Genomic DNA, 22,795 nt, shown 5'->3' with positions numbered 1-22,795 from the left:
TTTTGCCCTTGAATTGCCGGTTCGAATCGGTATAAGATCACAGAATGAAAGATACGGACAATAAATTCAATCCTTCCTTATTAAAAAGGGAATTTGCAAAAATTTACGGTGGAACGGAAAATGAAGCCAGAATATTTTCCGCTCCCGCCAGAATAAACATAATAGGCGAGCACATAGACTATAACGGCGGTAAAGTTCTTCCGGCAGCCATAGATAAATATCTTTATGTTGCCGTAAGACTGCGGCCGGACACAAGGGTTTCATACAGAGATTTGAAATTCCCCGGACTTTTCGACTTCGACATAAACGACAAGTTCGTTTTTAAAAAGGAAAACGACTATGCAAATTATCTTAACGGAGTTCTTTCAGTCTTAAAGCGAAAAAGCGGCCTTATTAAGTCGGGTTTTGACGCTCTTATAGCAAGCGACATTCCTCCTGCCGGAGGAATATCATCTTCTTCGGCTCTGGAATGCGGGTTTGCCTACGCCGTAAACTGTCTGTTTAACCTTAACATAAGCCGTACGGACATCGCTCTCGCAGGCCAAGAGAGCGAGCATGAGTTTATGAACGTAAAATGCGGAATTATGGATCAGTTTATAATTTCTACGGCAAAAAAAGATACGGCCGAATTTTTGGACTGCGCAACGCTGGAGTTTGAATACGTTCCGCTTAAATTGGGCGATTACGTGTTTGTGGTTATGAATACGAATAAAAAGCGGCAACTTGCGGATTCCAAATACAATGAAAGGCGATCGCAGTGTGAAGCTGGGCTTAAAACCCTTCAGGAAGCGGGAATTGAAATTCCCAATTTATGCGCTCTTTCCTATGCGGAATTTGAGAAGTGCGCCGGAATCATTAAGGATCCAGTAATCTTTTCGAGAGTCCGTCACTGCGTCACTGAAAACGAGCGCGTCCTTGAAGCGGTAAAGGCGTTTAAAACAGGCGACTTGCATAATGTAGGGGAGCTTTTAAAGGCTTCTCACAAGTCGTTAAAGGAAGATTATGAAGTTACAGGAATAGAGCTCGATACGCTTACCGAAGCGGCGAACGCACAGGAAGGCTGCATAGGATCCAGGATGACGGGAGCGGGATTCGGCGGTTGCGCGATCGCATTAGTCCGTAAAGACAAGACGCCTTCTTTTGTCGAAGCCGTTCAAAAAGCGTATACAGCTGTTACCGGCTACAACGCAGGTTTTTTTATATGCACATCAGGCGACGGCGTAAAAGAAATTACAGACGCTCTATAAGTTCCTTTGCGTTTTTAAAAAATACCGGCTCTATCAGCTGAGGAAATTCGGCCGCGATAAAATCCAGTTGATTTTGCAATTCGCCGGCGGAAGAAGTTCCTCCGAAAATTATTTCGCAAAAACCTTGCGCGCGCCGCTGTGAAGCCGCCGCATCGTGAATTTGATCTATGCGCCTTACAAAGGGAATTTCATAAAGCTTTTCGATTTGGCTTTCGGTTAAAACGGGCATTTTAAAATTGCATACGTATTTTGTTTTTCCCGGTCGTACGGGCCGTTTTGCTTTTGCCGCCGAAAGAATTTCCATAAGTACAAGATACAAGGATTTGTTTTGTGCGGCGGCGTATGAGCGGCTTATGCCTGAAAGACGCGAGTTTATTTCAAGGATATACCATTGGCCGTCTGAAAACACCAAATCGACTTGCATTATTCCTTCAAGGCGTACGGTCTTTGCAAGAGATTTAAGCATCTTCTTTAATTTACCTATCTTATATTTTTTATTCGTAACGGGGCCGACCTTTACGCTCTGTTTAGGGCTCGTAATGCCAAAACTGTTTACCGAAAACATAAACGGCGGCATAACAGTGTATTGTTCGCCGCTTCCGTAAATTTCAGCTCCGAATTGAATACCCGAAACATATTCTTCCACTATCCGGTCAAAAGAGTTTTTACGTGAAAAAAGATAGGATTTTGCGCTCTTATACGTCGGAATAACTTCCGCCTTGTAGGAACTAAGCCCTACCGTGTCTTTTATTATTACGGGAAAATTAAGCTTTTCTATCTGAGAGAGAATATATTCTCTGTAAACGTTTTCTCTTACTTCCTTGCATCCCGCTTCACATCTGAAAAGTCCGTGGTGAACATATACCGCCCTAGGCATTTTAAAGCCCGAATTTTCCAAAAGTACGTGCGTCATATTTTTGTCAAAACATTGAAAGGCGCTCTTTGCGGGGCTGCACACGGTTTTTACGCCGTGCGCCGAAAGTTCTTCGGCGATCATTGAATCCTTTATAGAAAGCCAGTCGTAAGGAGCCGTCCAAAAAGTTACGGCCATGGCGATATCCGGTTTCAGATCAAGGATTTCACGGGCAATATCTTTTACTTCGGTTTTTTCGCTGATTACGTACCGAACGCTCGGAGATTTTTCTCGAATCTCATTTTTTTCAATGTCCAGCAAAAACATTCCCGGCATTTGAGTGACGATAAAAAAATTATGCTCGGGATACTTTTTTGCCAAATCGTCCCATTCGCTTTTACAAGACGGTTTTGTCTTAAAAGAAACGGACGAGCCGTCAAACCTGTTTGAATTGCTGCTGTAAAAAACGATATTCATGCGGATCTTCTGATTTGCAGATTAGTTTTTCCCCTTTGATACTACGATGATTCCTATGCATACCAGCAAAAGTGAAATGATCGCAACGCTTCCCGTTCTGTTCGCTTCATTTAAAAATACTGCCGAAAAAATAACCCCGAATACGGGATTTAAAAATCCGAAGATAACAACCTTTGAAACGTGATTGTATTTTAAAAGTATTCCCCATAAAGAATAGGCGACCGTGCTTATTAGGGCCATGTAGATTAAGAGCGATACGGCCGCGAAAAACATTCCGTCGGCAACGATCATCCTTCCTCCGGCGGAATATCCTGCCGTCGCCATGATCACGCCGCCGAAGAAAAATTGCCAACCGCTCAGCATTACGGGATTATTGTTTTTTGAAAATTTTTTAAGGAGGGCTGCGGCGACCCCGTGCGCAATGGCCGATAAAAACAAAAAACCTTCTCCAATAAACTTAAAAGAAAGATCCGTTTGCAAAATTCCGCCCGTACCGAACAGATTTAGTATTACGACGCCGCAAAAACCGATCAGGCATCCTATGATTTTTCGAAGCGTAAGTTTTTCTTGTCGGAATATTAAGGACGCTACAAGTATTGAAGCGAATACGTTTGTCGCTCCTATGATCGCCGATTTGACGCCTAATGTGTGCGCAAGTCCGCCGTAAAGAAAAAAGTATTGCAAAACCGTTTGGAACGTACAAAGGACAAAAACACGGATCCATGAACTTTTATCTATGGGAATAAGAAACTTTTTTGCTCCGAAACTTCCGCTTAAAATCGTAAGAATTCCGGCTATTATAAAACGCACTCCTGCAAAAAGTATTCGTGCGGGGATGTTGTCGGATCCGATTGAAAAAAGAGCGTAGCCGCCTTTTATGCAGGGCATGGAACTTCCCCAAAACGCGCAGCATATCGCCGCGCACAAAAATACGACAATGGTGCGTTTAAAAAACGGAACTTCGGCTTTTATCGATGATTTCAAAATATTCCTCTTATAAAATTCAAGTGAAGGCGCGAATAAGATCCCGCCTGATTACAAATTGTGCCGAATAATGGCAAGGACGACAGTGATGCCCCGTGCGTGAAGGCACGGGGTTTAAGGATCATCCTAAGATAATTTCATTCATTATGTTTTCGTATAATTCCTGTTTTCCCGATGTGGAAGCGACTTTTTCATAAGGACCGGCAAGATCGGCCAGTTCTTCCATCGTCATCTTGCCGTCGGTAAATTTTTTACCGTTCCCTCTTTTAAAACTCGAATAGCGTTCTTTAAGCATTTCAGGGATTCTGCCGTCGTCCAAGACTGCGAACGCTTTTTCAAGGCCGCGCGCAAAAATATCCATTCCGCCTATATGCGCTATAAACAGATCTTCCGGCGCGTTTGAATTTCGCCGCACCTTCGAATCGAAATTGAGTCCGCCGGTTTTAAAGCCGCCCATGCGGATTATCTGCAGCATTGCGTTTGTCGTTTCATATATGCTTGCGGGAAATTGATCCGTGTCCCAGCCGTTCATGGGATCGCCTCTGTTCGCGTCCACGGAACCTAGCATTCCGTTGTCCACACATACCGTAAGCTCATGCACGAAGTCGTGTCCTGCGAGCTCCGCGTGGTTCGCTTCGATGTTTAATTTAAAGTCTTTGTCAAGACCGTGCGAGCGCAAAAATCCTATGACGGTTTCGCTGTCAAAATCATACTGATGTTTCGAAGGCTCCATAGGTTTGGGTTCGATGTAGAAACAGCCTTTAAATCCGTGTTTGCGAGCATAATCGCGGGCCATGCTTAAAAAAAGCGCGAGGTGTTCTTTTTCGGCCTTCATATCCGTATTTAAAAGGCTCATATAGCCTTCGCGTCCGCCCCAGAACGTATAGCCGGATCCGCCGAGTTTTATGGTCGCGTCGATCGCAGCTTTGACTTGAGACGCCGCCTGCGCCACCAGCTGGAAATCGGGATTCGTCGCTGCGCCGTTCATATACCTGGGGTTCGTAAACACGTTTGCCGTTCCCCAGAGAAGCTTTACGCCCGTAGCTTTTTGGCGTTCCAAAAGCAAGTCGGTAATGTGATCAAGATTTTTAACGCTCTCTTCGGGACTCCCTCCTTCGGGCGAAATGTCGCGGTCATGCCAACAGTAATATCCCGCTCCGAGTTTTGTAAAGAACTCGAACGCCGCGTCGGCTTTTTCTTCGGCGTTCTGCCATGAAAAAATTCTTGTCTTTGAGCCGAAAGGATCCGTTCCGTCGGCGCAGAACGAATGCCAGTAGGCGACGGCAAATCGGAGCCAATCCTTCATCTTTTTGCCGCCCACGGTTTTTTCCGCGTCATAATATTTGAATGCAAGCGGATTTTTTGACTTGGGACACTCGTACTTGATTTCCCCTACGCCGGGGAAAAACTCTTTTGAACCTTTAAAAAACGACATAACAAACCTCCATTAAAATGGCCGCCGCAAAAAGTCTTCAATTTTCGAGGACGGCTTATTCGTGCGCGTTTTGCGCAGTTAGAGCGCATGAGCGCACTGTTCAATTTTATTTATAAAGGCCGCTCAAACAGCCCAGCATGGTTCTGTAATCATCGTACCGCGCGTCGTATGCTTTACGGTTTTGAGGATTCGGAACAGTAGACGCAGTGCCGTTTATCTTTACGTGTTCCGCGCACAAAGAAGCTATTGAAACTTTTTTGCCTTCGGAAAGCTCAAGCACGTAAAGAGCCTGCAATGCCGCTCCTAGGGCGGCGGCTTCGTCGTAAAGCGGCATGACGATAGGAAAACCCATTATGTCCGCCGTTATTTGCCGCCATATTGCGCTTTTTGCGCCGCCGCCTATGAGACGGATTTCCTTTGCTTTAAACCCGAGCTTTTCAAAAAGTTCGATTCCTCCCTTCATTGCGAAGGCCGCGCTTTCCAAAGCGGCGCGACAGATATTTTCTTTCCTGTAGTTTCCTGCGGTAAGGCCTTCTATGCTGCATTTGCCGTGCGGCAGGTGAGGAAAGCGCTCCCCGTTCAAATACGGCATTATAAATACTCCGTCCGCTCCCGGCACGGATTTTGCGGCTTCTTCGTCAAAGTCTTTGACGCTGAGGCCGAAAAGGCTTCGCGTGTATTCGGTTACGACGGTACAATTCATAGTGCATAGGAGAGGAAGGTATCCGCCCGTAGACGAACAGAATCCTGAAATTCCGTTTAAAGGATCGGCTACCAGGTTGTCCGAGTACCCGTAAAGAGTTCCCGAAGTTCCCATGCTCATGGTAAGAATTCCTTCTTCCACCGTTCCCGTCCCTATGGCGCCCATCATATTATCGCCGCCGCCTGAAGACACGACGATTCCCTCGGGAATGCCGAATTCGCCGCTCGCTTTTTTGCAAACTACTCCGGCCGCCTTATCCGGAGAAATCAAAGGCGGAAGTTTTTCATATAAGATAGGATCTATGGCATCGCATATCTTTTTCGACCATATATGTTTTTTGGCGTTTAGCAGCACCGTCCCGGACGCGTCGCCGTATTCCATAACATAATTTCCCGTAAGCAAAAAATTAACATAGTCGTGCGGGAGCATTATGTAACGCATGGCTTTAAACGCTTCTCTTTTGTGCTCTTTGAGCCACAGAATCTTTCCGGCGGTAAAACTCGGTATAATCACGTTTCCCGCTTCCTCTATGACTTTTTCGTCTCCGCCCAGTTTTTTTGTAAGCGCTTTGCACTCTTCGAGTGTTGAAGTGTCGTTCCAAAGTTTAATGTTGTAAACCGGCTCCGCATTTTTATCCAGAGCGACAAAACCGTGCTGCTGGCCTGAAACTCCCAACGCTCTTATGGAAGCTCTTATTTCAGCAGGAATTCGTTCAAAGCAGGACTTTAGGGCGTCCCTGTACCACTGTGTTTTTTGTTCGCGAGTGCCGTCGTTTTCGGCAATCATATCGATTTTTGCCGACGTTTTAATAACTTCCGTCCGTTTAAGATAGTCGTATACGACTATCTTCATGCTCTGTGTGCCGAGATCTATTCCCGCTACTGTTTTCATAGTCCTCTCCATGCCGTAGCATATAATCAAAAAGAAAAAATAAACAGATGCCGGATCAAAATATGATATGTCTGCCGGACATCCTTAAAAGACGGAACCGTCTTTTAATTAAGGAAGAGCTGATTAAAGCGAGGAGCGCATTTAATCAGTGTTTCCTTAATTATCAATTATAAATTCTTTCGCTGACATAGCAAAAATTGATTTTACATATCTATAATTGATATTATATAATACGGTTATGAATATTATCGATGCGGTCTATGTGTATCTCATGTTTATGGGACATAAGGCTTCGTGGAACGGAAGGTATCACTCTCACAAGGAAAGGCAATTTGAAATTCATTTCTTTGTGGAAGGGGCGGGTTCGTTTTTGTCGAATAAAAAAAGAATTCCTATCAGCAATAAGACAATATTTTTGACCTTGCCGCAGGAATTTCATTCCATTTTGCCGGACAGGATCGTAAAGCCCATAACCTATTATGCGATTTTATTTTCGCTCGCTCCTAAAAAGGACCGCCGTATGTACGAGTGTTTGAGCCGCCTTTCAAGCTCTGCGGAAAAAAGGCAGATCGTGGAAGAAAGCAGCGTTCAGTTTATATTTGAAGAAATTTTTCATTACGCAAATTCCAAAGATAAAATTTTGAAAAAATCCGCCGAGCTTTTGACGCAAGGCCTCATATATAGGTTTTTTATGGGAACTAAGGCGCATATTTCGGAGCCGCGGACGGATATTGCTGCGGATGTTCCCGTAAGCGGCGGCAGAGTCGAACAGTCGATAAAAATCATGGAAGACAGGATCTATCAAAATCTTAAAGTTGAAGATCTTGCGGGAGAACTGGGAATTTCACCGGAACATTATATTAGAATCTTTAGAAAGAAGATGAACATTACGCCGTTGCAATACTTTTACAGGCTTAAGATAAAAACGGCCGCGGCAATGATATGCAACACAGATCTTTCCATAAGCGATATTTCAAAAAAAATGTCTTTTGAAAATCCGTTCCATTTTTCAAGAATATTTAAAAAATGCGCGGGACTGTGCCCCAGCGCTTACCGTAAATTATACGGCAGATGAATGTGAGCGGCAACCGCGACGTCTTGCCGTTTTTAAGTAAGGCGACCGCTCGCGAGGAGGGGCTGCAAAAGTCGGTATTTTAGTTTGAAAAGGAATCCAGCGCTTTTTTAAAAATAGAAAGACCCTTGTCCATTTCTTTTTTACCGATCACAAGCGGCGGGAGAAAACGAACGACGGAATTTCCCGCAACGGAAGTACAAAGACCTTCTTTCATACAGGCGACCTCTATGTCGAAAGGTTTTATTGACGGAACGATTTCTACGCCGATCATGAGACCTTTGCCGCGAACGTCTCGTACGATGGGGGAATCCCAGCTGCGTATGGAGCTGCGTATGAAGTCCCCATTTTCGTTTACCTTGTCCATAAAGCCTTCGGATGCGAGCGTGCTCAATACGACGAGGCCGGCGGCGCATGCGAGCGGGTTGCCTGCAAATGTCGACTGATGATCGCCTGCTGAAAAAACGTTTGCAGCCTTTCCCCTGAACAGGCATGCCCCCATAGGCACGCCGCCGGCGATCCCCTTGGCCAGCGTAACGACTTCAGGTTCGAAGCCCAGCGTCTCGCACGCAAGAAAGGTTCCCGTGCGGCCGATTCCGGTTTGAACTTCATCCGCAATCACGATCGCACCTGCTTTACGCGCTTGTTCCGCCGCCGCCTTTGCCCATTTTTCGTCTACAAGGTTTACTCCGCCTTCGCCCTGAACGCATTCGATCATGAGAGCCGCCGTAGTGTCGTCAAACGCGCTCTTTATCGCTTCAAAATCATTTGCCTTTATGGTCTTAAATCCTTCGACATAAGGAGCAAAGTACGGAGGATGGAATTTTTCCTGCCCTGTGGCCGTAAGGGTAGCGATTGTTCTTCCGTGAAAAGAATTTTCAAGCGTATAAATCACGCTGCGTTTTTTACCGCCATTTAAATATCCGTATTTGCGTGCGAGTTTTATCGCCGCTTCGTTTGCTTCTGCGCCGGAATTTCCGAAAAACCCTTTTTCAAAACCCGTGACGGCAAGGAGTCTTTGGGCGAATTTTATTCCGACGTCGCTTAGATAATAGTTTGAAATGTGTATTTCTTTTGAGGCTTGTTTTTTTATCGCTTTGACGAGCGGTTTATAGTTGTGTCCGAGGCAATTAACTCCGATTCCGGACAGAAAATCTATGTATTCTTTGCCGTCCCTGTCGTACAGCCGGGCGCCTTTTCCTTTTACAAAAACCGTGTCGAAACTGCCGTAATTATTTACAATTAATTTTTCCATAATGCACCTTAATTAAAAATCTTTTTATACTCTTATTTCAATATATCATCGTTCCGATTCCTCTGTCGCTGAACATTTCGATCAAAAGCGAATGCGGAACGCGTCCGTCGATTATGTGGGCTCTGGGAACGCCGCCTTTTAGCGCTATCATGCAGCATTCCACCTTGGGAATCATGCCGCCGACTATGATTTTGTTTTCGATAAGATCCGGCACCGACGAGGCGCGTATTCTGTGGATGAGCGACATAGGGTCGTCCGTGTCTTTTAAAACGCCGGGAACGTTCGTAAGCTGCAGAAATTTTTCGGCTTTAAGAGCGACTGCGATCTTTGCGGCTGCGGTGTCGGCGTTTATATTGTAATAGTTGGGATCGCCTTGTTCGCCCAGTGCGACCGTAGATATTACCGGTATAAAACCTTCGTCCAATAAGGATATTATGATTTGGGGATTTACCTGGGTGACTTCTCCAACCAAACCCAAGTCTTCGCCTTTTGAAACTTTTTTTGCGCGAAGCAATGCGGAATCCATACCGCTTAGTCCTACGGCTCTTCCGCCTTCCTGCAGCAGAAGGCCTACTATGTCTTTATTCAACTTGCCGGTCAAAACCATTTGGACTATTTCCATCGTTTCGCTGTCCGTGTAGCGAAGTCCGTTTACGAAGCGGCTTTCTTTTCCTACCCGCTCAAGCATTTTATTGATTTCAGGGCCGCCGCCGTGAACCAGCACTACTTGAACTCCGATCGTATTAAGAAGCACAAGGTCTTTCATGACGGCGGATTTAAGTTCGTCGTTAAGCATTGCATTCCCGCCGTATTTTACGACTACTATTTTGCCCACCCACTGTTTAAAATAGGGCATCGCTTGAATCAGTACGTTTGACCAGTGTTCGTTGTCCAAGGGTTTTTCATTCCCGTTGGCTGTATCTTCCGAGTCTTTGATTCTCACATCCTTTTCCATGGTCACATCCTTAAAATACGGTTTTTATAACACATCACGGCGCGCCAATTTAAATACCGCCGCCTTTATGTGCGATAGTCGCCGTTGATTTTTACATAGTCGTAAGTCAAATCGCAGCCCCACGCCCTCGCTTCCGCGTTTCCGTCTTCCATCGTAACAAGTATTTGGACAACTTCTTCTTTTAATATTTCTTTTGCAAGCTCTTCGTCAAAATTTAGTGGAACTCCCAGTTCGAAGACTTTTATGGCTTTAATTCCGTCTTTTTTCAATATTTCGTTATCAGGAATTTTTTCCGAAAGAAGACCCGCCTCGTCTTCCTTGCCGGGTGTAAAATACCGATGCGCATCGATGCGGCTTATAAAATAAACCGAAGTTTTTTCCGGCGTAAAATATGCGGTCGAATATCCCATTGCGCATAAAATGCGTCCCCAGTTTGCGTCTTTACCGAACATTGCGGCTTTTACAAGATTCGAGCCGATAATTTCTTTTGCAAGATGCCGTGCGCTTTCTATATCTCTCGCTCCTACCGTTCGGCATTCGATCAGGCGGCTTGCGCCTTCTCCGTCCGCTGCAATTTTTTTTGCCATGACGGTGTTAAGAGTGTTCAACGCTTCAAGGAATGTGTCAAAATCTTTTCCTTCCGATGTTATTTGAGCGTTGCCCGCCATACCGTTCGCCATAATCGTAAGGGTGTCGTTCGTGCTTGTGTCGCCGTCGATCGAAACGCAGTTAAAAGTTCCTTCCGCGCTTAGGCGCAAGGCCTTTTCAAGCATCCGCCTGTTTACCGCGCAATCCGTAGTGATAAAGCAGAGCATCGTTCCCAAATTTATGTGGATCATTCCGCTTCCCTTGCACATTGCGCCGATCGTAACGGTTTTGCCGCCGATCACGGTTTTAACGGCGCATTCTTTGTATTGAGTGTCTGTCGTCATGATGGCAATGCGCGCCTGTTCGTGGCCTTTTTTCGAGAGTCCTGATTTTAGACTTTCCATGTTGCGCTCGATCTTTTCTACGGGGAGCTGCTGCCCTATGACTCCTGTCGAACAGACTATGACGTCTTCGGGGCTTATGCCCAGAGCGTCGGCGGCGCTTTTTGCCATCCTGTATGCGTTTTCGGCTCCTTCTTTTCCCGTACAGGCATTGGCGTTGCCGCTGTTGGCTATGACGGCTTGAATTTTTCCATCGGCAATGTTTTTTTGAGTAAGTTTTACGCTTTCGGCTTTGACCCTGTTTTGGGTAAAAAGACCTGCAGCCGTGCAGGGTTTTTCTGAAAATATAAGGGCCGTATCGTTCGTTTTTCGGGAAGGCTTGATTTTACAAAGGATTCCGTTGGCCGTAAATCCTTTCGGCGCCGTAACTCCTCCGTCGATAAAGCATATGTCGCAATGCATAAGTATACACTCCGATTAAATATTTATGCATACGAGTATAACACAAACGCAATACGGCGACAAGCAAAATGCTTAATTTAGAGATCTAAGTTCAAATTCTTAAATTTTGAAAGAATTTTAGGATTTATATCCTGATACAAATAAATTCCTTCCCTGTCATCCTCTTTAAGGCCTTTAAGGGCTCTGAGCTTTTTTATTGAATCAGGGTTTGTACTCTTTTTTGCATATATGGCGCCTATGCTTGCCAGGTTTTTACTTATAATGAGTTCTCCTCCGACTGCAAGGTTTTGAAGACGGCAGGCAAGATTTATTCCGTAACCGACATAATCTCTATATTTCAGCTGGGAAGCTTCCGCCGAAATTTCATATTTATATACTTTATCCAATACCAAGGCTCCGCCTATTGACAGAGTTTTGTAGGATTTAAATAATTCTTCCTTTGCAAATTCTATATATGTTGTAAAAACCGTAATAGCTTCTTTTATAGCAACCCCGTCCAGCTTATCCCATATTACCAAGGCTCCGTCGCCTAAAAGCTTGTAATAAGAGCAGTTGTAGCCGAATTGGTTAAGACATGAAAGAAAATTGGAAGTAAAAGATTTAATCAACCCGAAAACAACAGTTTCCTCATTGTTGCACATAAAATCACTAAAACCGCGTACGTCAATACACAGTATCAAAGAATGGGGTCTTGTTTCTCCGAGATATACATTGTCAAATATATCGATAGGTCCCTTTTTTAAGGCTTCTAGGGTGAGCGAATCAAGTTCTATTGTATCGCTTTCTGATGTTCCAAGCCCTAGTTCCGACATTAGATCATCGCTCATGAATCTATTGTAGTATATATTTGAAAAATAGTAAAATACAATGCAGCGACAAGCAATATGCAAAAACACGTAAAGATCGGCATGGAAAAATCGATGTGTGGAAAAACTGCCGCGTGAAAAAATTGGCGCGCTGGCGTGTAAAATCGCTGTACCGGCGTACTAAAATCGGCACATTTCGCCGCGTTTTGACGCGCACTGTAAGTCGAGATTTGAGTATTTTGAGACATGAAAGTAAAATAAGGTTGTGCGTTATTTTACTTTCGTGTCCAAAGGTAAAATAAGATATTGTGTTATTTTACTTTTGGGTATATTCTATGACAGAGGACTTTATATGCTCATAGAAGAATTTGAATCCGGAACATGGGAACAGGGTTTTAAATATAAATATTTTGTCCCATCGCCTATAAATCATGCATTTTCATACACTGATGATTCTCTAAATACCTTATTGGAAACCGCATCGTTAAGATTGGGGGAACTTAATTCTTTTTCCAGACTTGTGCCGGACATAGACATGTTTATTCGCATGCACGTTTTAAAAGAAGCCGTTGTATCAAGCAGAATCGAAGGTACAAGAACTAATATCGAAGAAGCTCTTGACGACGTATCTTCCGTTGATCCGGAGAGGCGCGACGACTGGCTTGAAGTTAATAATTACGTCAAAGCCATGAATTCGGCGATAGAAGAATTGAAAACTCTGCCGCTTTCATGCAGATTGATTAGAGACACTCATAAAATACTCCTTTCAAGCGGACGCGGAGAAGGTAAAACTCCTGGGGAATTCAGAACATCGCAAAACTGGATCGGCGGCGCAAATATTGTGGATGCGGTCTTTGTTCCGCCTGCAGTGGAAAAGCTTCCCTGCCTTCTTTCCGATTTTGAAAAATTTTTAAATAACGATGAAATAAATGTTCCCAACCTTATAAAAATTGCAATCGCTCACTATCAGTTTGAAACCATCCATCCTTTTTTGGATGGGAACGGGCGGATAGGACGCTTGTTGGTTACACTGTTTTTTGTTGCAAATAAAATTCTTGATAAGCCTTTATTATATTTATCCGCTTTTCTTGAAAAAAATCGTTCACTGTATTACGACAAATTAACGATTACGCGAGAAAAAAACGATTTGGGGCAATGGATAAAATTTTTTCTGCTTGGAATTATAGAGACTGCAGAGGACGGAGCGAATACTCTTCAAAAAATAATGCAGATAAAAGCGCAGGCGGAGAATAAAATAATCAGTTCCGGGCGCAGATCCGGGTCGGCACATAAATTGCTTAACGCCCTTTTTACGTCGCCTGTAGTGTCTATAAAAGCGGTGCAAAAAATTACGGATCTTACGCCTAAAGCGTCCGGGAGTCTTATAAATATGTTCATTGAAAAAGGGATCTTACGGGAAATAACTGAAAGAAAAAGAAATTGTTCTTTTGCCTTCAGCGAATATTTGGACTTGTTTGTAAAATAAATTTTTTACATCCGATTTGCCCGGAAAATTTATTTGCATGTTCACTTGTTTCTTTTATATCGAAAGCATTTTTTGCCTGAGTTTCGGTACGAGGGCGGGGAAGGAAAGCAAAACGGCTTTTAAAACATTGTCCGCTATCATGCAAAACCAGACCGCCTGTAAGTCGAATTTCCAAATTTTTACGCAAAGGAATGTAAATAGAATGCGTACTCCCCACATGGAAACGGTTTCCGAACAAAAGGCGTAGCGAGTGCGTCCGAGTCCGTAATAAAGGCCTTCAAAGACTATCATAAGGCCGAAGAACGGTTCCGAAAAGGCTACGAGTTTTAACATTCTTCCTCCGAGCATGATTACGCGATTGCTTTCGGTAAAAATTCCCATAAGCCGGTGAGAAACCGCAAACAAAATAATACCGCTTAAAACCATTGTTAAAACCGTAGTCGCGACGCTCACTTTTTCTATGCTGTAGAGTTTGTTTTTATTTTTTTCGCCTAAGGAAATTCCTGCGAGTGTTGAAGTGGCCGTGCGAAGGCCGTATCCGGGGATGTAAAACAAAGTTTCCGCAGTGACAGCTATGGAATGCGCCGCGAATATGTAAGTTCCCATTCCCGAAACAAGCGCTGAAAAACACACGTGCCCCAGACAGGAAGTGATGTTTGTCCCCAAGACGGGAAGACCGATTTTTATGCATTCCCGGATTATCGGAATATCGAAGTCGAAAAATCTGTTGCGGCGTGAGGATATGCTTTGTGACGAGGATACCGTTACATCCGTTAATGCGACGGCTTTCAAAGCGGGATTATTCTTATTATCTAATGATGATGAAAGAAGCTTATGTCTTTTCACTGCCGATAGCATAAATATTCCCGATACGGAAAAAGAGATCGCCGTGCCTACGGCGGCTCCCGTTACACCAAGATTTGCAACGTATATCAAAAGATAATTCAGAATCACGTTTAAAATATTTTCGGTAAGGCTTATGAACATGGGCGTACGCGTATCTTTTACCGCTCTGAGAACGTAAGCCAATATGATCTGCATTGAGCGAAAGACCATGGGAATGCTTATTATAAAAAAGTAAACGGAAGCTTGTCTTTGTACCGAAGTTTCGGCGCCCATCCATGCGGGAATAAACGGACTTAGCGACAGCGCTATTATTCCTATAATTGTTCCGCACAAAGTTGATATTTTAAGAGCCTGTCTTGCGGCTCGATGAATGTAAGCATCGTCGCCGCTCCCTACCGCACGCGCGATCAGGGCAAGAAAAGATGTGCCAAACGCAAACGGAATGCTGCCAATAAGCCAGTTTATCGTTGTCGTAACGCTTACGGCGGCGGTGGCTTTTTCGCCCAGATGCCCTACCATGGCCGTGTCTACGTATTGAAGCAAGGTTGAAAACACAAGTTCGATAATTACGGGGATCGAGAGTTTTATGAGCGTCTTAAAAATTTTCCAGTTGCCGGCAAGAGAATTATCGCCGGCGTTTACGGATATTACTTCTGCCATATTATAAGCAAGTTGCCCTTAGGGTTTATTTCTAAAGTCAGCTGTTTTTTTAACAGCCGCTCTTATTCTTTTTTTGTGATATCGCTGCCGAAGTATTTTATCGAGATCTCTGAAAGCTCTCCTGAGGAGCGAAGTTCTTCTATGGCTTTGTTTATGTGAGCTCTCAGTGATTCCGTCGTTCCGTCCTTTCTTAACGGTATGGAAACGAGAGAAGCCGTTTTTGTCACCGCTACGATTTTAAGGTTTGCATCGGGATGAGCCTTCATGTAATCATAGTATGAGACGTCCGCATTCAGCGTTGCGTCTACGCGCCCCGAAAGCACAAGTTCAAGCGTCTGATTCAGATCGTCTACTCCGACCGCCGTAGCTCCGTAGCTTTCGGCAAGGAGAGCATAGGTGCTCGCCAGCGTGTTGGCGGTCTGTTTGCCTTTTAAGTCTTCGAACGAAGCGATTTTATCGTTGTCGCCGCGCACTATGATTGCCGTATGGATGTAGGCGTAAGGTTCCGTAAAATCGTATTTTTCTGCGCGCTCTTCGGTGACTTCAACGCCGTTTAAGGTTATGTCGTAACGCCTTGAATCTATTCCCGCAAAGATCCCGTCCCATTCCACTTCCACGAAATTTGCTTTTACGCCGAGTTTTTCCGCTATCTTTCGACCCACTTCCACGTCAAAACCTACGAGGGTGTTGCTTTCATCGTGGAAAGTCCAAGGAGACCAAGTTCCTTCGGTAGCGATTGTAATTTTATTTTTTTGTTTTATCAGATCGAGCAAGTCGCCGTTATCGGCGGTTTTTTCGGATTTTTTTGTGCATCCGGCAAGAGAAGCGATGCAGATCAAAACTAGCGAAAAAAACGCTGTAAAATTGCATAAAAAAATATTCTTTTTCATATTAAGTTCCGTCCTTACTGTTTTTTTGTATCGTATTGATAAATGTTTTTACACGTTCTTCGTGCGGATCGTTAAAAAACGACTTTGCGTCGCCCCATTCGATAATTTTGCCTTTTTCCATAAAGATCACTTTTGAAGAAACATTTTTTGCAAAATTCATTTCGTGAGTGACTACGAGCATGGTCATGCCGTCGTCGGCGAGCTGTTTCATGACGGAAAGAACTTCGCCGATCAGTTCGGGATCGAGGGCGGAAGTAGGTTCGTCAAAAAATATTATTTCGGGTTCGGTCGCCAAAGCGCGCGCTATCGCTACGCGTTGTTGTTGGCCACCCGACAGTTGAGGGGGATAGGAAGACGCCTTGTCCGAAAGGCCGACTTTTTCAAGCGCTTCCATGGCGATTTTGTCCGCCTCTTTTTTAGGCATCTTTCTTGCGACGATCAAACCTTCGGTAACATTTTGAAGCGCGGTTTTATTGCGGAACAGATTATAGTTTTGAAAGACGAAGGCCGTCTTTTTTCTCAGCCTGAGCACTGTTTTTTTGCTTACCCTGTTAAGATCAAAAGATTCGCCGTCAAAAACCATCTGCCCGCTGTCGGCGGTTTCAAGAAAATTGATACAGCGTAAAAGGGTTGTTTTGCCGGATCCGCTGGGACCTATTATGGCTACGACGTCTCCCTTGTTTACGTTAAGGCTCACGCCTTTTAAAATTTCCAGTTCTCCGAAGGATTTTTTTATATTTTTTATTTCAAGCATTTCATAAGTTTCCTATTAAATTAGTTTGAAGGCATGTTTTTGCCTTCGGTGCAATTTTACCGGATTTGGCAATTTATCGAGCTTGAGCTCTTTTGCCGGTTACCGTCCAGTTTTTTTAAGGTCAATATCCCGCCGCATTTAACTTTTTTTCACCCATATGCTGAAATTTTGTCAGCACGGTAGAAAAAAACAAGTATATCAGTCCCACTTCAAAGTACAAGGCGAGAGGTTCGTACGTGCGCGCGACGATCCGCTGCGTAGCCATAAACATTTCCAAAACAGTTATATTCGCCGCAAGGGACGTTTCCTTTACAAGCGCGATGAGTGAATTTGAAAGCGGAGGAAACGCCGTCTTAAACGCCTGCGGAAGCACGATTCTTCTCATGATTTGAAGATAGGACATGCCTACGCAATATCCCGCTTCAATTTGGCCTTTAGGCACCGATTCGAGCGCAGCCCGCACGGTTTCAGCCATGTAGGCGCCTTCGTTTATTGAAAACACAATGACCGCCGAAGGAAAAGGGTCAAGCACAATGCCTAAACTGGGCAGTCCGTAAAACAGCATATAAAGTTGGACGAGGACGGGAGTTCCGCGAATAACCCAGATGTAAAATCTTGCAAGATCCTTAAGTATGTGAATTTTTGAAAACTGTATCATAGCGGTAATCACCGCGATGACCAATGCGAACGAAAACGACAGGACGGTAAGAGGAATCGTCATCGTAAGCCCGGGAATGAGAATTTTCGTAAAAGAATCCGCTAATATATTTAAAAGCCGCTCGGAGATCATCAGACCAATCCTTGTTTCGTAACCGAATAGTATAGTTTACCGATTATAATCATAATATAATAAAAATTGTGTACAATGGAAACAGGAAAACACATAAATTTATTCCGATCGTCTTTTTATATTGACTATGAGAGCTTTTCGTTGTATTAAGGAAAGCGAAAATTGAGCTGTGCGCAAAACGCGCACTGATTGCACTCGGTCGAAAATTGAAATTTTCCCCCTCGTGCAATTTTATAGGAGGAATTTATGCGGAAAAATTTCGGTGCAAAAGAATACTTATATCCGATGCCGGTTTTTATAATTGCGACTTACGATGAAAACGGAAATCCCGACGCGATGAACGCCGCATGGGGCTCGATCGGCGATACCGCCCAGTTTTTTGCGTGTCTGAGCCCCGAGCACAAAACCGTAAAGAATATTCTTTTAAAAAAAGCGTTTACGGTTAGCATGGGAACGGCCGATTATGTTACGGAATGCGACTATGTGGGAATCGTTTCCGGAAATAAGGTAGGAGACAAACTTAAAAGAGCCGGCTTTCATACCGTAAAGTCGGAATTTGTGGACGCGCCGGTAATCGAAGAACTTCCGATGACGCTGGAGTGTAAGCTCATAAGCTATGACGAAAAATCATGCCACCTGTTCGGAGAAATTGTAAACGTGAGCGCCGATGAAAGAATTTTAAGCGCGAACGGAAAAATTGACGTAGAAAAGCTTTCGCCCATAAGTTTCGATCCTGTAAACAAAACTTATAGAAAGCTGGGTGAAATCGCAGGGGCGGCTTTCAAAGACGGCGCAAAGATAAAGTGATTTTCATAGGCGGCGGACGCTCTAAAACGGACACGGACAGGTAAATTCCACAGTATTCCCAGTTTCCGGATGATCGAAACTGAGATAGTGCGCGTGCAGCAAGAGCCTTTCGCCGTCCATGCATTTTCCGTATAGACTGTCGCCTATGATCGGAGTGTCAAATCCGTGAATGTCGTTGCTTGCGAGACGCAATTGGTGAGTTCTTCCTGTAAGGGGAGTAAATATCACACGGGTAGCTTTTTTTAAAGAACCGTCCGGGGCCGTGTAGTTTTCCAAACCGATGATATCCCACCGAGTTACGGCTTTTTTGCCGTGAATTTCGTCCCATATTTGATGGGGGCGATTATTTATGTCAAGTCTGAAATACAATTCCATCTGGCCATGGTCTTCGACGCGTTTTTCATATAAATTTCCGTCCAAAAGGGCGGTGTAACGCTTTTTTACAAGGCCTTTTTCAAACTGGAGACATAAGTTTCTGTGAGCGTCTTCCGTAAAGGCTAAGACCATGAGGCCGCTTGTTTCCATGTCCAGTCGGTGGACGGACGGCTGAGCTATGCAGTTAGGAAAAAGGCGGCGGAGCCGGTTTACGGCGCAGTCCTGTTTTTGTATGCCGCGTCCGGGAACGCTTAAAAGACCGCTCTGTTTGTTTATGACTATTATGCTGTTGTCGCGGTACAAGATGTTTAAGCCGAGTATGCCGGGAAGGATCAGCGCGCACCGCTTGTCGCACGGCGCATGAGCGACATAAGAATCGCGAATATTAGCGGACAAAGATGAAGGCTGTGACGGAGGTTTGCCTTTATTATCCGCGTCGTAAAAAACTTCACACAAACTCAAGGGAACAAGGCTGTGCATAAAGGCGAAATTTAAAAGTTTAGGAGCGCAGCATTCTCCCGTTCCCGTCGGCGGAAATTTTTCGGCTCCCAGTATACGGGCCGCGCACAATGGGGCGTTTTTGGAGGCGGCGTCTGCCGCCTGAGCCGCATACAAGTGTGCGTCGGTTTGAGCGGCGTCTGCCGCCCGATTTTTTAGGCCGCATATTTCATTCAACGAGCGGATTTTACCGTCCGCACAATGAAAGAAATACAGGTCAAAAACTTTTTGCTGGGACTGGCGGCATAAAAAATTGCGCTTTTCTATGAGCTTTTTTTCTTCACCTTCGGGATCGGCGTATTTTCCGTTTGCGCCTTTTCTAAGCGGTTTTAAGTATTTTATCTTTTCGGTAAGGTCATGGATTTCTTTGTCGTTTTGCAAAAGAGCCGAAGAAATTTTTTGAGGCGGAACTATAGGATCCACGTATACGGTTTTTATTTCCGTTCTCACTCTTTTTCCGGCGGTATCCAAGGGTTTTAACGAGCGGCTTATGCCCGAAAGGGTTCTTAGAACGACGACCTTTCCCGATGCAGAATCTTTACAGACGAGGACGCCGAGCATTATTCCGTGATCGCTTCTTTCTTCGCTCACTTTTGAAATTTGCTTTATCACAAGAGTTTTCGCCTTGAGCTCTTCGATCATGCGGAGACATTCGTCAAACGCTTCTTTTTCGGGAAACGGAGGAAACATAAAAATTTTACTGTTTAGAGCGTGTTTGCCGTTAAAAGTTGATACGCTTCTTTATATTTGTCTATCGTTTTTTTTACGACGTCGTCGGGCAAGAGCAGGTTGTTATCGGGATTTGCTTTAAGCCAGTCGCGGACAAACTGTTTATCGAACGAAGGCTGGCTCTTGCCGGAGCAATATCCTTTTAAAGGCCAAAAACGCGAACTGTCGGGAGTGAGGACTTCGTCGCCTAAAACCACGTCGCCGTTTTTATCAAGACCGAATTCGAATTTGGTATCGGCGATTATTATTCCTCTTTGCAAAGCGTATTCGGCGCATTTTTTGTAGATCGCAAGCGAATATTCTTTAAGTTTTAGAGCGTATTCTTCGCCGCGTTCAGGATATATCTTTTTCAAAATTTCCGCGCTTTTTTCAAAAGAAATGTTTTCGTCGTGGAACCCGTAGTCCGCCTTTGTGCTTGGCGTATAAATCGGTTCGGGAATTTTATCGGATTCTTTAAGGGAGTCTTTAAGCCTTATTCCGCAGACTTTTCCGTCTTTTTTGTAGCTTTCCCAGCCGCTGCCGGTTATATATCCGCGGACTATGCATTCTATGGGAAGCATTTTAAGTTTTTTGCACAGAGTGCTTCTGCCTGCGAATTTTTCATTTTGAAAAAAATCCGGCATGTTCTTTACGTCGGTGGAAATCAAGTGATTAGGAACAAGATCCTTTGTAAAATCGAACCAGAATTCGGACATCTTTGTAAGAATCTTTCCTTTACCGGTGATTTCGTTTTTTAAAATATTGTCAAAGGCTGAAATTCTGTCGGTTGCGACAAGGATCATGTTGTCGCCGCACTCATAAATTTCACGAATTTTTCCTTCTTTTACGGGTTTGAATTTCTGCATAAAACCACAAAGCCTCCATTAATGTTAACGATATTTGGTACAAATCGAAGTAAACATGTCTCAAAGCGGCGCCGGCAACGATCCGGTTTCAGTTTTATATGAGCCGTCCAAATGCCGACTAGACGCCGTCCCGACGCTCGTCTCGATGCCGTGCGTTCCCACTATTCCCACCCGAACGTCGCAGGCGGTTTATTTGTAAGATCAAAGAAGATCGCATCCGTAAACGGAAGTTCTGAAATCTTTTTTACTATGGATAAAAGAATTTCATGCGGGAGTCTTGCGAACCTGGCGGTCATCACGTCTTCGCTGAAAACCGGCCTTAGGACAAAACTTGTGCGATTCTTCGACGAAGCGTAAGGCAGGCTTATGGTAAGGTGCTGGAAAATCCTGTTATACCATCCTGTGTTTTGAAGTTCCGTCAAAACCGCGTCGTCGGCTTGCCTCAGCTGATCAAGGCGGTTTTTATCGCAGTAACCTTCTTGTAATTTAAGATCGCCGTCCGAAACGGCCGGGTTCTGCCACAAGCGGATTATGCAGCGGTTTATATAGGAACAGTTGTTTGTGATCAGGCTCGAAGCCTTTTCAAGTTTGTCGTAGTTTTTAGGTATGTGATAATATCCGCCTTCCTGTTTTTCAAAACTGAGCGCAGCCGGAAATTTGTATGTTCTGAAATCGCCTTGTACGCCTACGGATTTCACCGGCAGAACATATTTTTCCATAGAAGCGCTGCATTTTTCACAGAACATGTCTAAGGCGATCGAAGAAAGTTCTTCGCTCGCTTTTTCAAATTCTTCCTTGTCTTTTTTCGTAAACTTTGCGTCGGAGCAAAGAACGTTTATAGAAAGTCCCGGACCGGGGAAGGGATGGCGCATTACCAGATGATCGCTAAGTCCGATTTTTTTACCTATGGAACGAACTTCGTCCTTATACAGGTCTTTTAAAGGTTCGATGATAAGACCTTTTTCAATAAGCTTTTGGATTCCCGCTACGCGGTTGTGGTGAGTCTTTATTGTTTTTGAATTTTCAGTTCCTCCGCTTTCAATGATGTCCGGATACAGAGTTCCCTGGGCAAGGAGCCATTCGTCTTCGTTTAAATGCTGCTTTGAAACCACTTCGTTCCTGACGGCGATAAAGGTTTCGCCTACGGCCATCCGCTTTTTTTGAGGATCGGTCAGCCCTTGTACGGCTTTTAAAAAGGTCTTGCCGGCGTCTTCAACTATAAAATTATTAAAACCGAAACTGCGATATTGTTTTGCCACTTGTTCGCTTTCGTTCAGGCGCATAAACCCGTTATCTATGTGAAGCCCCAAAACCCTGTCCTGTCCCAGCGCCTTATTTAAAAGCGCGAAGGCCACAGTGCTGTCTACGCCTCCGCTTAAAAACAAAAGGACTTTTTTATCTTTTGCGGCCGACCGGATATCGTTTAAAATTATGTCGAGGACGGTATCGTTATCCCAGTTTTTTTCCATATTGCAGATTTTCGCAAAATTTTCCAGTATTTTATTGCCGTCCGTCGTGTCTTTTACTTCGATATGAAATTGCAAGCCGAATCTTTTTTTTGAAAGGTCTTGCACCGCCGCAAACTTGCAGTCCTTTGTAAAGCCGATCACTTCAAAGTCGGGAGCAGTTTTTGTAACTTCGTCTTGGTGGCTCATCCACACTTGTGCTGGAAACGCAATGTCTTTAAAAAGCGGACTTTGCGGACAGCCTTTATTTTCAAGGCGGGCTATGCCGAATTCTCCCGTGAGTGCTTTTGAAACTTTTCCGCCTGAGGCGCTGCTCATAAGCTGATGTCCGTAGCACAGGCCGAGCATGGGAATCTCAAGCGAAAAGATCTCACTGTTGAATTCTGGGATATTTTTTTCATAAACCGAACTGGGGCCGCCGCTTAAAATAATTCCCGCCGTATTTTCGAAGGCCGAAAGAGGCGACGACGGGAGCGCTATTTCGGAATAATAGCCCGACATGCGAAGGCGTTTGGCGATCAGGTGAGCGTATTGGCTTCCGAAATCCAAAACGGTTATTTTTTTTCTTGACTTATTCATT

At 44.4% G+C, this 22,795-nt stretch carries 19 protein-coding genes; 4 read left to right on the top strand and 15 right to left on the bottom strand.

The window, feature by feature from the left end; translation table 11 throughout:
- Nucleotides 1-44 precede the first annotated feature (44 nt).
- Nucleotides 45-1,247: a galactokinase gene (locus tag HRQ91_RS09590; protein ID WP_210119336.1), complete on the top strand. Its 1,203-nt coding sequence runs from the start codon at nucleotides 45-47 to the stop codon at nucleotides 1,245-1,247.
- Here HRQ91_RS09590 and HRQ91_RS09585 read toward each other — a convergent pair.
- The 4 genes from HRQ91_RS09585 to xylB form a co-directional block, all read right to left on the bottom strand.
- Nucleotides 1,231-2,577 carry an ATP-grasp domain-containing protein gene (locus tag HRQ91_RS09585; RefSeq protein WP_210119335.1) on the bottom strand — a complete coding sequence of 449 codons (1,347 nt, stop codon included), beginning with the start codon at nucleotides 2,575-2,577 and terminating at the stop codon, nucleotides 1,231-1,233. The two genes, HRQ91_RS09590 and HRQ91_RS09585, sit on opposite strands and share 17 nt — an antisense overlap.
- A gap of 21 nt (nucleotides 2,578-2,598) precedes the next feature.
- Nucleotides 2,599-3,561 carry a DMT family transporter gene (locus HRQ91_RS09580; protein ID WP_210119334.1) on the bottom strand — a complete coding sequence of 321 codons (963 nt, stop codon included), beginning with the start codon at nucleotides 3,559-3,561 and terminating at the stop codon, nucleotides 2,599-2,601.
- 121 nt (nucleotides 3,562-3,682) lie between these two features.
- Nucleotides 3,683-4,996: a xylose isomerase gene (gene xylA, locus HRQ91_RS09575; RefSeq protein ID WP_210119333.1), complete on the bottom strand. Its 1,314-nt coding sequence runs from the start codon at nucleotides 4,994-4,996 to the stop codon at nucleotides 3,683-3,685.
- 106 nt (nucleotides 4,997-5,102) lie between these two features.
- Nucleotides 5,103-6,590 (bottom strand): xylulokinase, encoded by a 1,488-nt coding sequence (xylB, locus tag HRQ91_RS09570; protein WP_210119332.1) that lies wholly within the window; start codon nucleotides 6,588-6,590, stop codon nucleotides 5,103-5,105.
- A 238-nt stretch (nucleotides 6,591-6,828) separates the two neighbouring features.
- Between xylB and HRQ91_RS09565 the strand changes: the two genes are divergently transcribed.
- Nucleotides 6,829-7,665: a helix-turn-helix transcriptional regulator gene (locus HRQ91_RS09565; RefSeq protein WP_210119331.1), complete on the top strand. Its 837-nt coding sequence runs from the start codon at nucleotides 6,829-6,831 to the stop codon at nucleotides 7,663-7,665.
- A 79-nt stretch (nucleotides 7,666-7,744) separates the two neighbouring features.
- Here HRQ91_RS09565 and HRQ91_RS09560 read toward each other — a convergent pair whose 3' ends face one another.
- The 4 genes from HRQ91_RS09560 to HRQ91_RS09545 form a co-directional block, all read right to left on the bottom strand.
- Nucleotides 7,745-8,917, bottom strand: a complete 1,173-nt coding sequence (locus HRQ91_RS09560) for an aspartate aminotransferase family protein (RefSeq protein ID WP_210119330.1) — start codon at nucleotides 8,915-8,917, stop codon at nucleotides 7,745-7,747.
- A gap of 37 nt (nucleotides 8,918-8,954) precedes the next feature.
- The gene (gene argB / locus HRQ91_RS09555) at nucleotides 8,955-9,872 is read right to left on the bottom strand and encodes an acetylglutamate kinase (protein ID WP_210119329.1); all 918 of its coding nucleotides are present in this window, start codon (nucleotides 9,870-9,872) and stop codon (nucleotides 8,955-8,957) included.
- 65 nt (nucleotides 9,873-9,937) lie between these two features.
- Nucleotides 9,938-11,263 carry a bifunctional glutamate N-acetyltransferase/amino-acid acetyltransferase ArgJ gene (argJ, locus tag HRQ91_RS09550; RefSeq protein ID WP_210119328.1) on the bottom strand — a complete coding sequence of 442 codons (1,326 nt, stop codon included), beginning with the start codon at nucleotides 11,261-11,263 and terminating at the stop codon, nucleotides 9,938-9,940.
- A 77-nt stretch (nucleotides 11,264-11,340) separates the two neighbouring features.
- Nucleotides 11,341-12,090 (bottom strand): nucleotidyl cyclase domain-containing protein, encoded by a 750-nt coding sequence (locus HRQ91_RS09545; protein WP_210119327.1) that lies wholly within the window; start codon nucleotides 12,088-12,090, stop codon nucleotides 11,341-11,343.
- 244 nt (nucleotides 12,091-12,334) lie between these two features.
- On the opposite strand from HRQ91_RS09545, the gene HRQ91_RS09540 reads away from it, so the two are divergent.
- The gene (locus HRQ91_RS09540) at nucleotides 12,335-13,555 is read left to right on the top strand and encodes a Fic family protein (RefSeq protein ID WP_246473210.1); all 1,221 of its coding nucleotides are present in this window, start codon (nucleotides 12,335-12,337) and stop codon (nucleotides 13,553-13,555) included.
- A 54-nt stretch (nucleotides 13,556-13,609) separates the two neighbouring features.
- Here HRQ91_RS09540 and HRQ91_RS09535 read toward each other — a convergent pair whose 3' ends face one another.
- The 4 genes from HRQ91_RS09535 to HRQ91_RS09520 all read right to left on the bottom strand — a co-directional run bounded on the left by HRQ91_RS09535 (nucleotide 13,610) and on the right by HRQ91_RS09520 (nucleotide 17,495).
- On the bottom strand, nucleotides 13,610-15,061 hold the full coding sequence (locus HRQ91_RS09535; protein WP_210119326.1) for an MATE family efflux transporter: 1,452 nt from the start codon (nucleotides 15,059-15,061) through the stop codon (nucleotides 13,610-13,612).
- A gap of 62 nt (nucleotides 15,062-15,123) precedes the next feature.
- The gene (locus HRQ91_RS09530; protein ID WP_210119325.1) at nucleotides 15,124-15,951 is read right to left on the bottom strand and encodes a transporter substrate-binding domain-containing protein; all 828 of its coding nucleotides are present in this window, start codon (nucleotides 15,949-15,951) and stop codon (nucleotides 15,124-15,126) included.
- Nucleotide 15,952: 1 nt separating this feature from the next.
- On the bottom strand, nucleotides 15,953-16,705 hold the full coding sequence (locus HRQ91_RS09525) for an amino acid ABC transporter ATP-binding protein (protein ID WP_210119324.1): 753 nt from the start codon (nucleotides 16,703-16,705) through the stop codon (nucleotides 15,953-15,955).
- Nucleotides 16,706-16,826: 121 nt separating this feature from the next.
- Nucleotides 16,827-17,495 (bottom strand): amino acid ABC transporter permease, encoded by a 669-nt coding sequence (locus HRQ91_RS09520; RefSeq protein WP_210119323.1) that lies wholly within the window; start codon nucleotides 17,493-17,495, stop codon nucleotides 16,827-16,829.
- Between the two features lie 246 nt (nucleotides 17,496-17,741).
- Here HRQ91_RS09520 and HRQ91_RS09515 point away from each other — a divergent pair, with 246 nt between their 5' ends.
- Nucleotides 17,742-18,302, top strand: coding sequence for a flavin reductase family protein (locus HRQ91_RS09515; RefSeq protein ID WP_210119322.1), 561 nt, complete (start codon nucleotides 17,742-17,744; stop codon nucleotides 18,300-18,302).
- Nucleotides 18,303-18,323: 21 nt separating this feature from the next.
- Here HRQ91_RS09515 and HRQ91_RS09510 read toward each other — a convergent pair whose 3' ends face one another.
- From HRQ91_RS09510 to guaA, 3 genes are all read right to left on the bottom strand, one after another.
- Nucleotides 18,324-19,865 (bottom strand): RluA family pseudouridine synthase, encoded by a 1,542-nt coding sequence (locus HRQ91_RS09510; RefSeq protein ID WP_210119321.1) that lies wholly within the window; start codon nucleotides 19,863-19,865, stop codon nucleotides 18,324-18,326.
- Between the two features lie 14 nt (nucleotides 19,866-19,879).
- On the bottom strand, nucleotides 19,880-20,749 hold the full coding sequence (locus tag HRQ91_RS09505) for a phosphoribosylaminoimidazolesuccinocarboxamide synthase (protein ID WP_210119320.1): 870 nt from the start codon (nucleotides 20,747-20,749) through the stop codon (nucleotides 19,880-19,882).
- 161 nt (nucleotides 20,750-20,910) lie between these two features.
- The gene (gene guaA, locus HRQ91_RS09500) at nucleotides 20,911-22,794 is read right to left on the bottom strand and encodes a glutamine-hydrolyzing GMP synthase (RefSeq protein WP_210119319.1); all 1,884 of its coding nucleotides are present in this window, start codon (nucleotides 22,792-22,794) and stop codon (nucleotides 20,911-20,913) included.
- Between the last annotated feature and the right edge of the window lies 1 nt (nucleotide 22,795).

Source organism: Treponema parvum, from assembly GCF_017893965.1.
GTDB lineage: Bacteria > Spirochaetota > Spirochaetia > Treponematales > Treponemataceae > Treponema_D > Treponema_D parvum.
The sequence above is the reverse complement of the archived record's forward strand: the minus strand, read 5'-3'. Positions and strand labels throughout refer to the sequence as shown.

Excerpts from the sequence above, each read along its gene's own strand:
- HRQ91_RS09590 (WP_210119336.1), top strand. The coding sequence starts at position 45 with ATGAAAGATACGGACAATAAATTCAATCCTTCCTTATTAAAAAGGGAA.
- HRQ91_RS09585 (WP_210119335.1), bottom strand. The coding sequence starts at position 2,577 with ATGAATATCGTTTTTTACAGCAGCAATTCAAACAGGTTTGACGGCTCG.
- xylA (WP_210119333.1), bottom strand. The coding sequence starts at position 4,996 with ATGTCGTTTTTTAAAGGTTCAAAAGAGTTTTTCCCCGGCGTAGGGGAA.
- xylB (WP_210119332.1), bottom strand. The coding sequence starts at position 6,590 with ATGAAAACAGTAGCGGGAATAGATCTCGGCACACAGAGCATGAAGATA.
- HRQ91_RS09565 (WP_210119331.1), top strand. The coding sequence starts at position 6,829 with ATGAATATTATCGATGCGGTCTATGTGTATCTCATGTTTATGGGACAT.
- HRQ91_RS09560 (WP_210119330.1), bottom strand. The coding sequence starts at position 8,917 with ATGGAAAAATTAATTGTAAATAATTACGGCAGTTTCGACACGGTTTTT.
- argB (WP_210119329.1), bottom strand. The coding sequence starts at position 9,872 with ATGGAAAAGGATGTGAGAATCAAAGACTCGGAAGATACAGCCAACGGG.
- argJ (WP_210119328.1), bottom strand. The coding sequence starts at position 11,263 with ATGCATTGCGACATATGCTTTATCGACGGAGGAGTTACGGCGCCGAAA.
- HRQ91_RS09545 (WP_210119327.1), bottom strand. The coding sequence starts at position 12,090 with ATGAGCGATGATCTAATGTCGGAACTAGGGCTTGGAACATCAGAAAGC.
- HRQ91_RS09535 (WP_210119326.1), bottom strand. The coding sequence starts at position 15,061 with ATGGCAGAAGTAATATCCGTAAACGCCGGCGATAATTCTCTTGCCGGC.
- HRQ91_RS09530 (WP_210119325.1), bottom strand. The coding sequence starts at position 15,951 with ATGAAAAAGAATATTTTTTTATGCAATTTTACAGCGTTTTTTTCGCTA.
- HRQ91_RS09525 (WP_210119324.1), bottom strand. The coding sequence starts at position 16,705 with ATGCTTGAAATAAAAAATATAAAAAAATCCTTCGGAGAACTGGAAATT.
- HRQ91_RS09520 (WP_210119323.1), bottom strand. The coding sequence starts at position 17,495 with ATGATCTCCGAGCGGCTTTTAAATATATTAGCGGATTCTTTTACGAAA.
- HRQ91_RS09515 (WP_210119322.1), top strand. The coding sequence starts at position 17,742 with ATGCGGAAAAATTTCGGTGCAAAAGAATACTTATATCCGATGCCGGTT.
- HRQ91_RS09510 (WP_210119321.1), bottom strand. The coding sequence starts at position 19,865 with ATGTTTCCTCCGTTTCCCGAAAAAGAAGCGTTTGACGAATGTCTCCGC.
- HRQ91_RS09505 (WP_210119320.1), bottom strand. The coding sequence starts at position 20,749 with ATGCAGAAATTCAAACCCGTAAAAGAAGGAAAAATTCGTGAAATTTAT.
- guaA (WP_210119319.1), bottom strand. The coding sequence starts at position 22,794 with ATGAATAAGTCAAGAAAAAAAATAACCGTTTTGGATTTCGGAAGCCAA.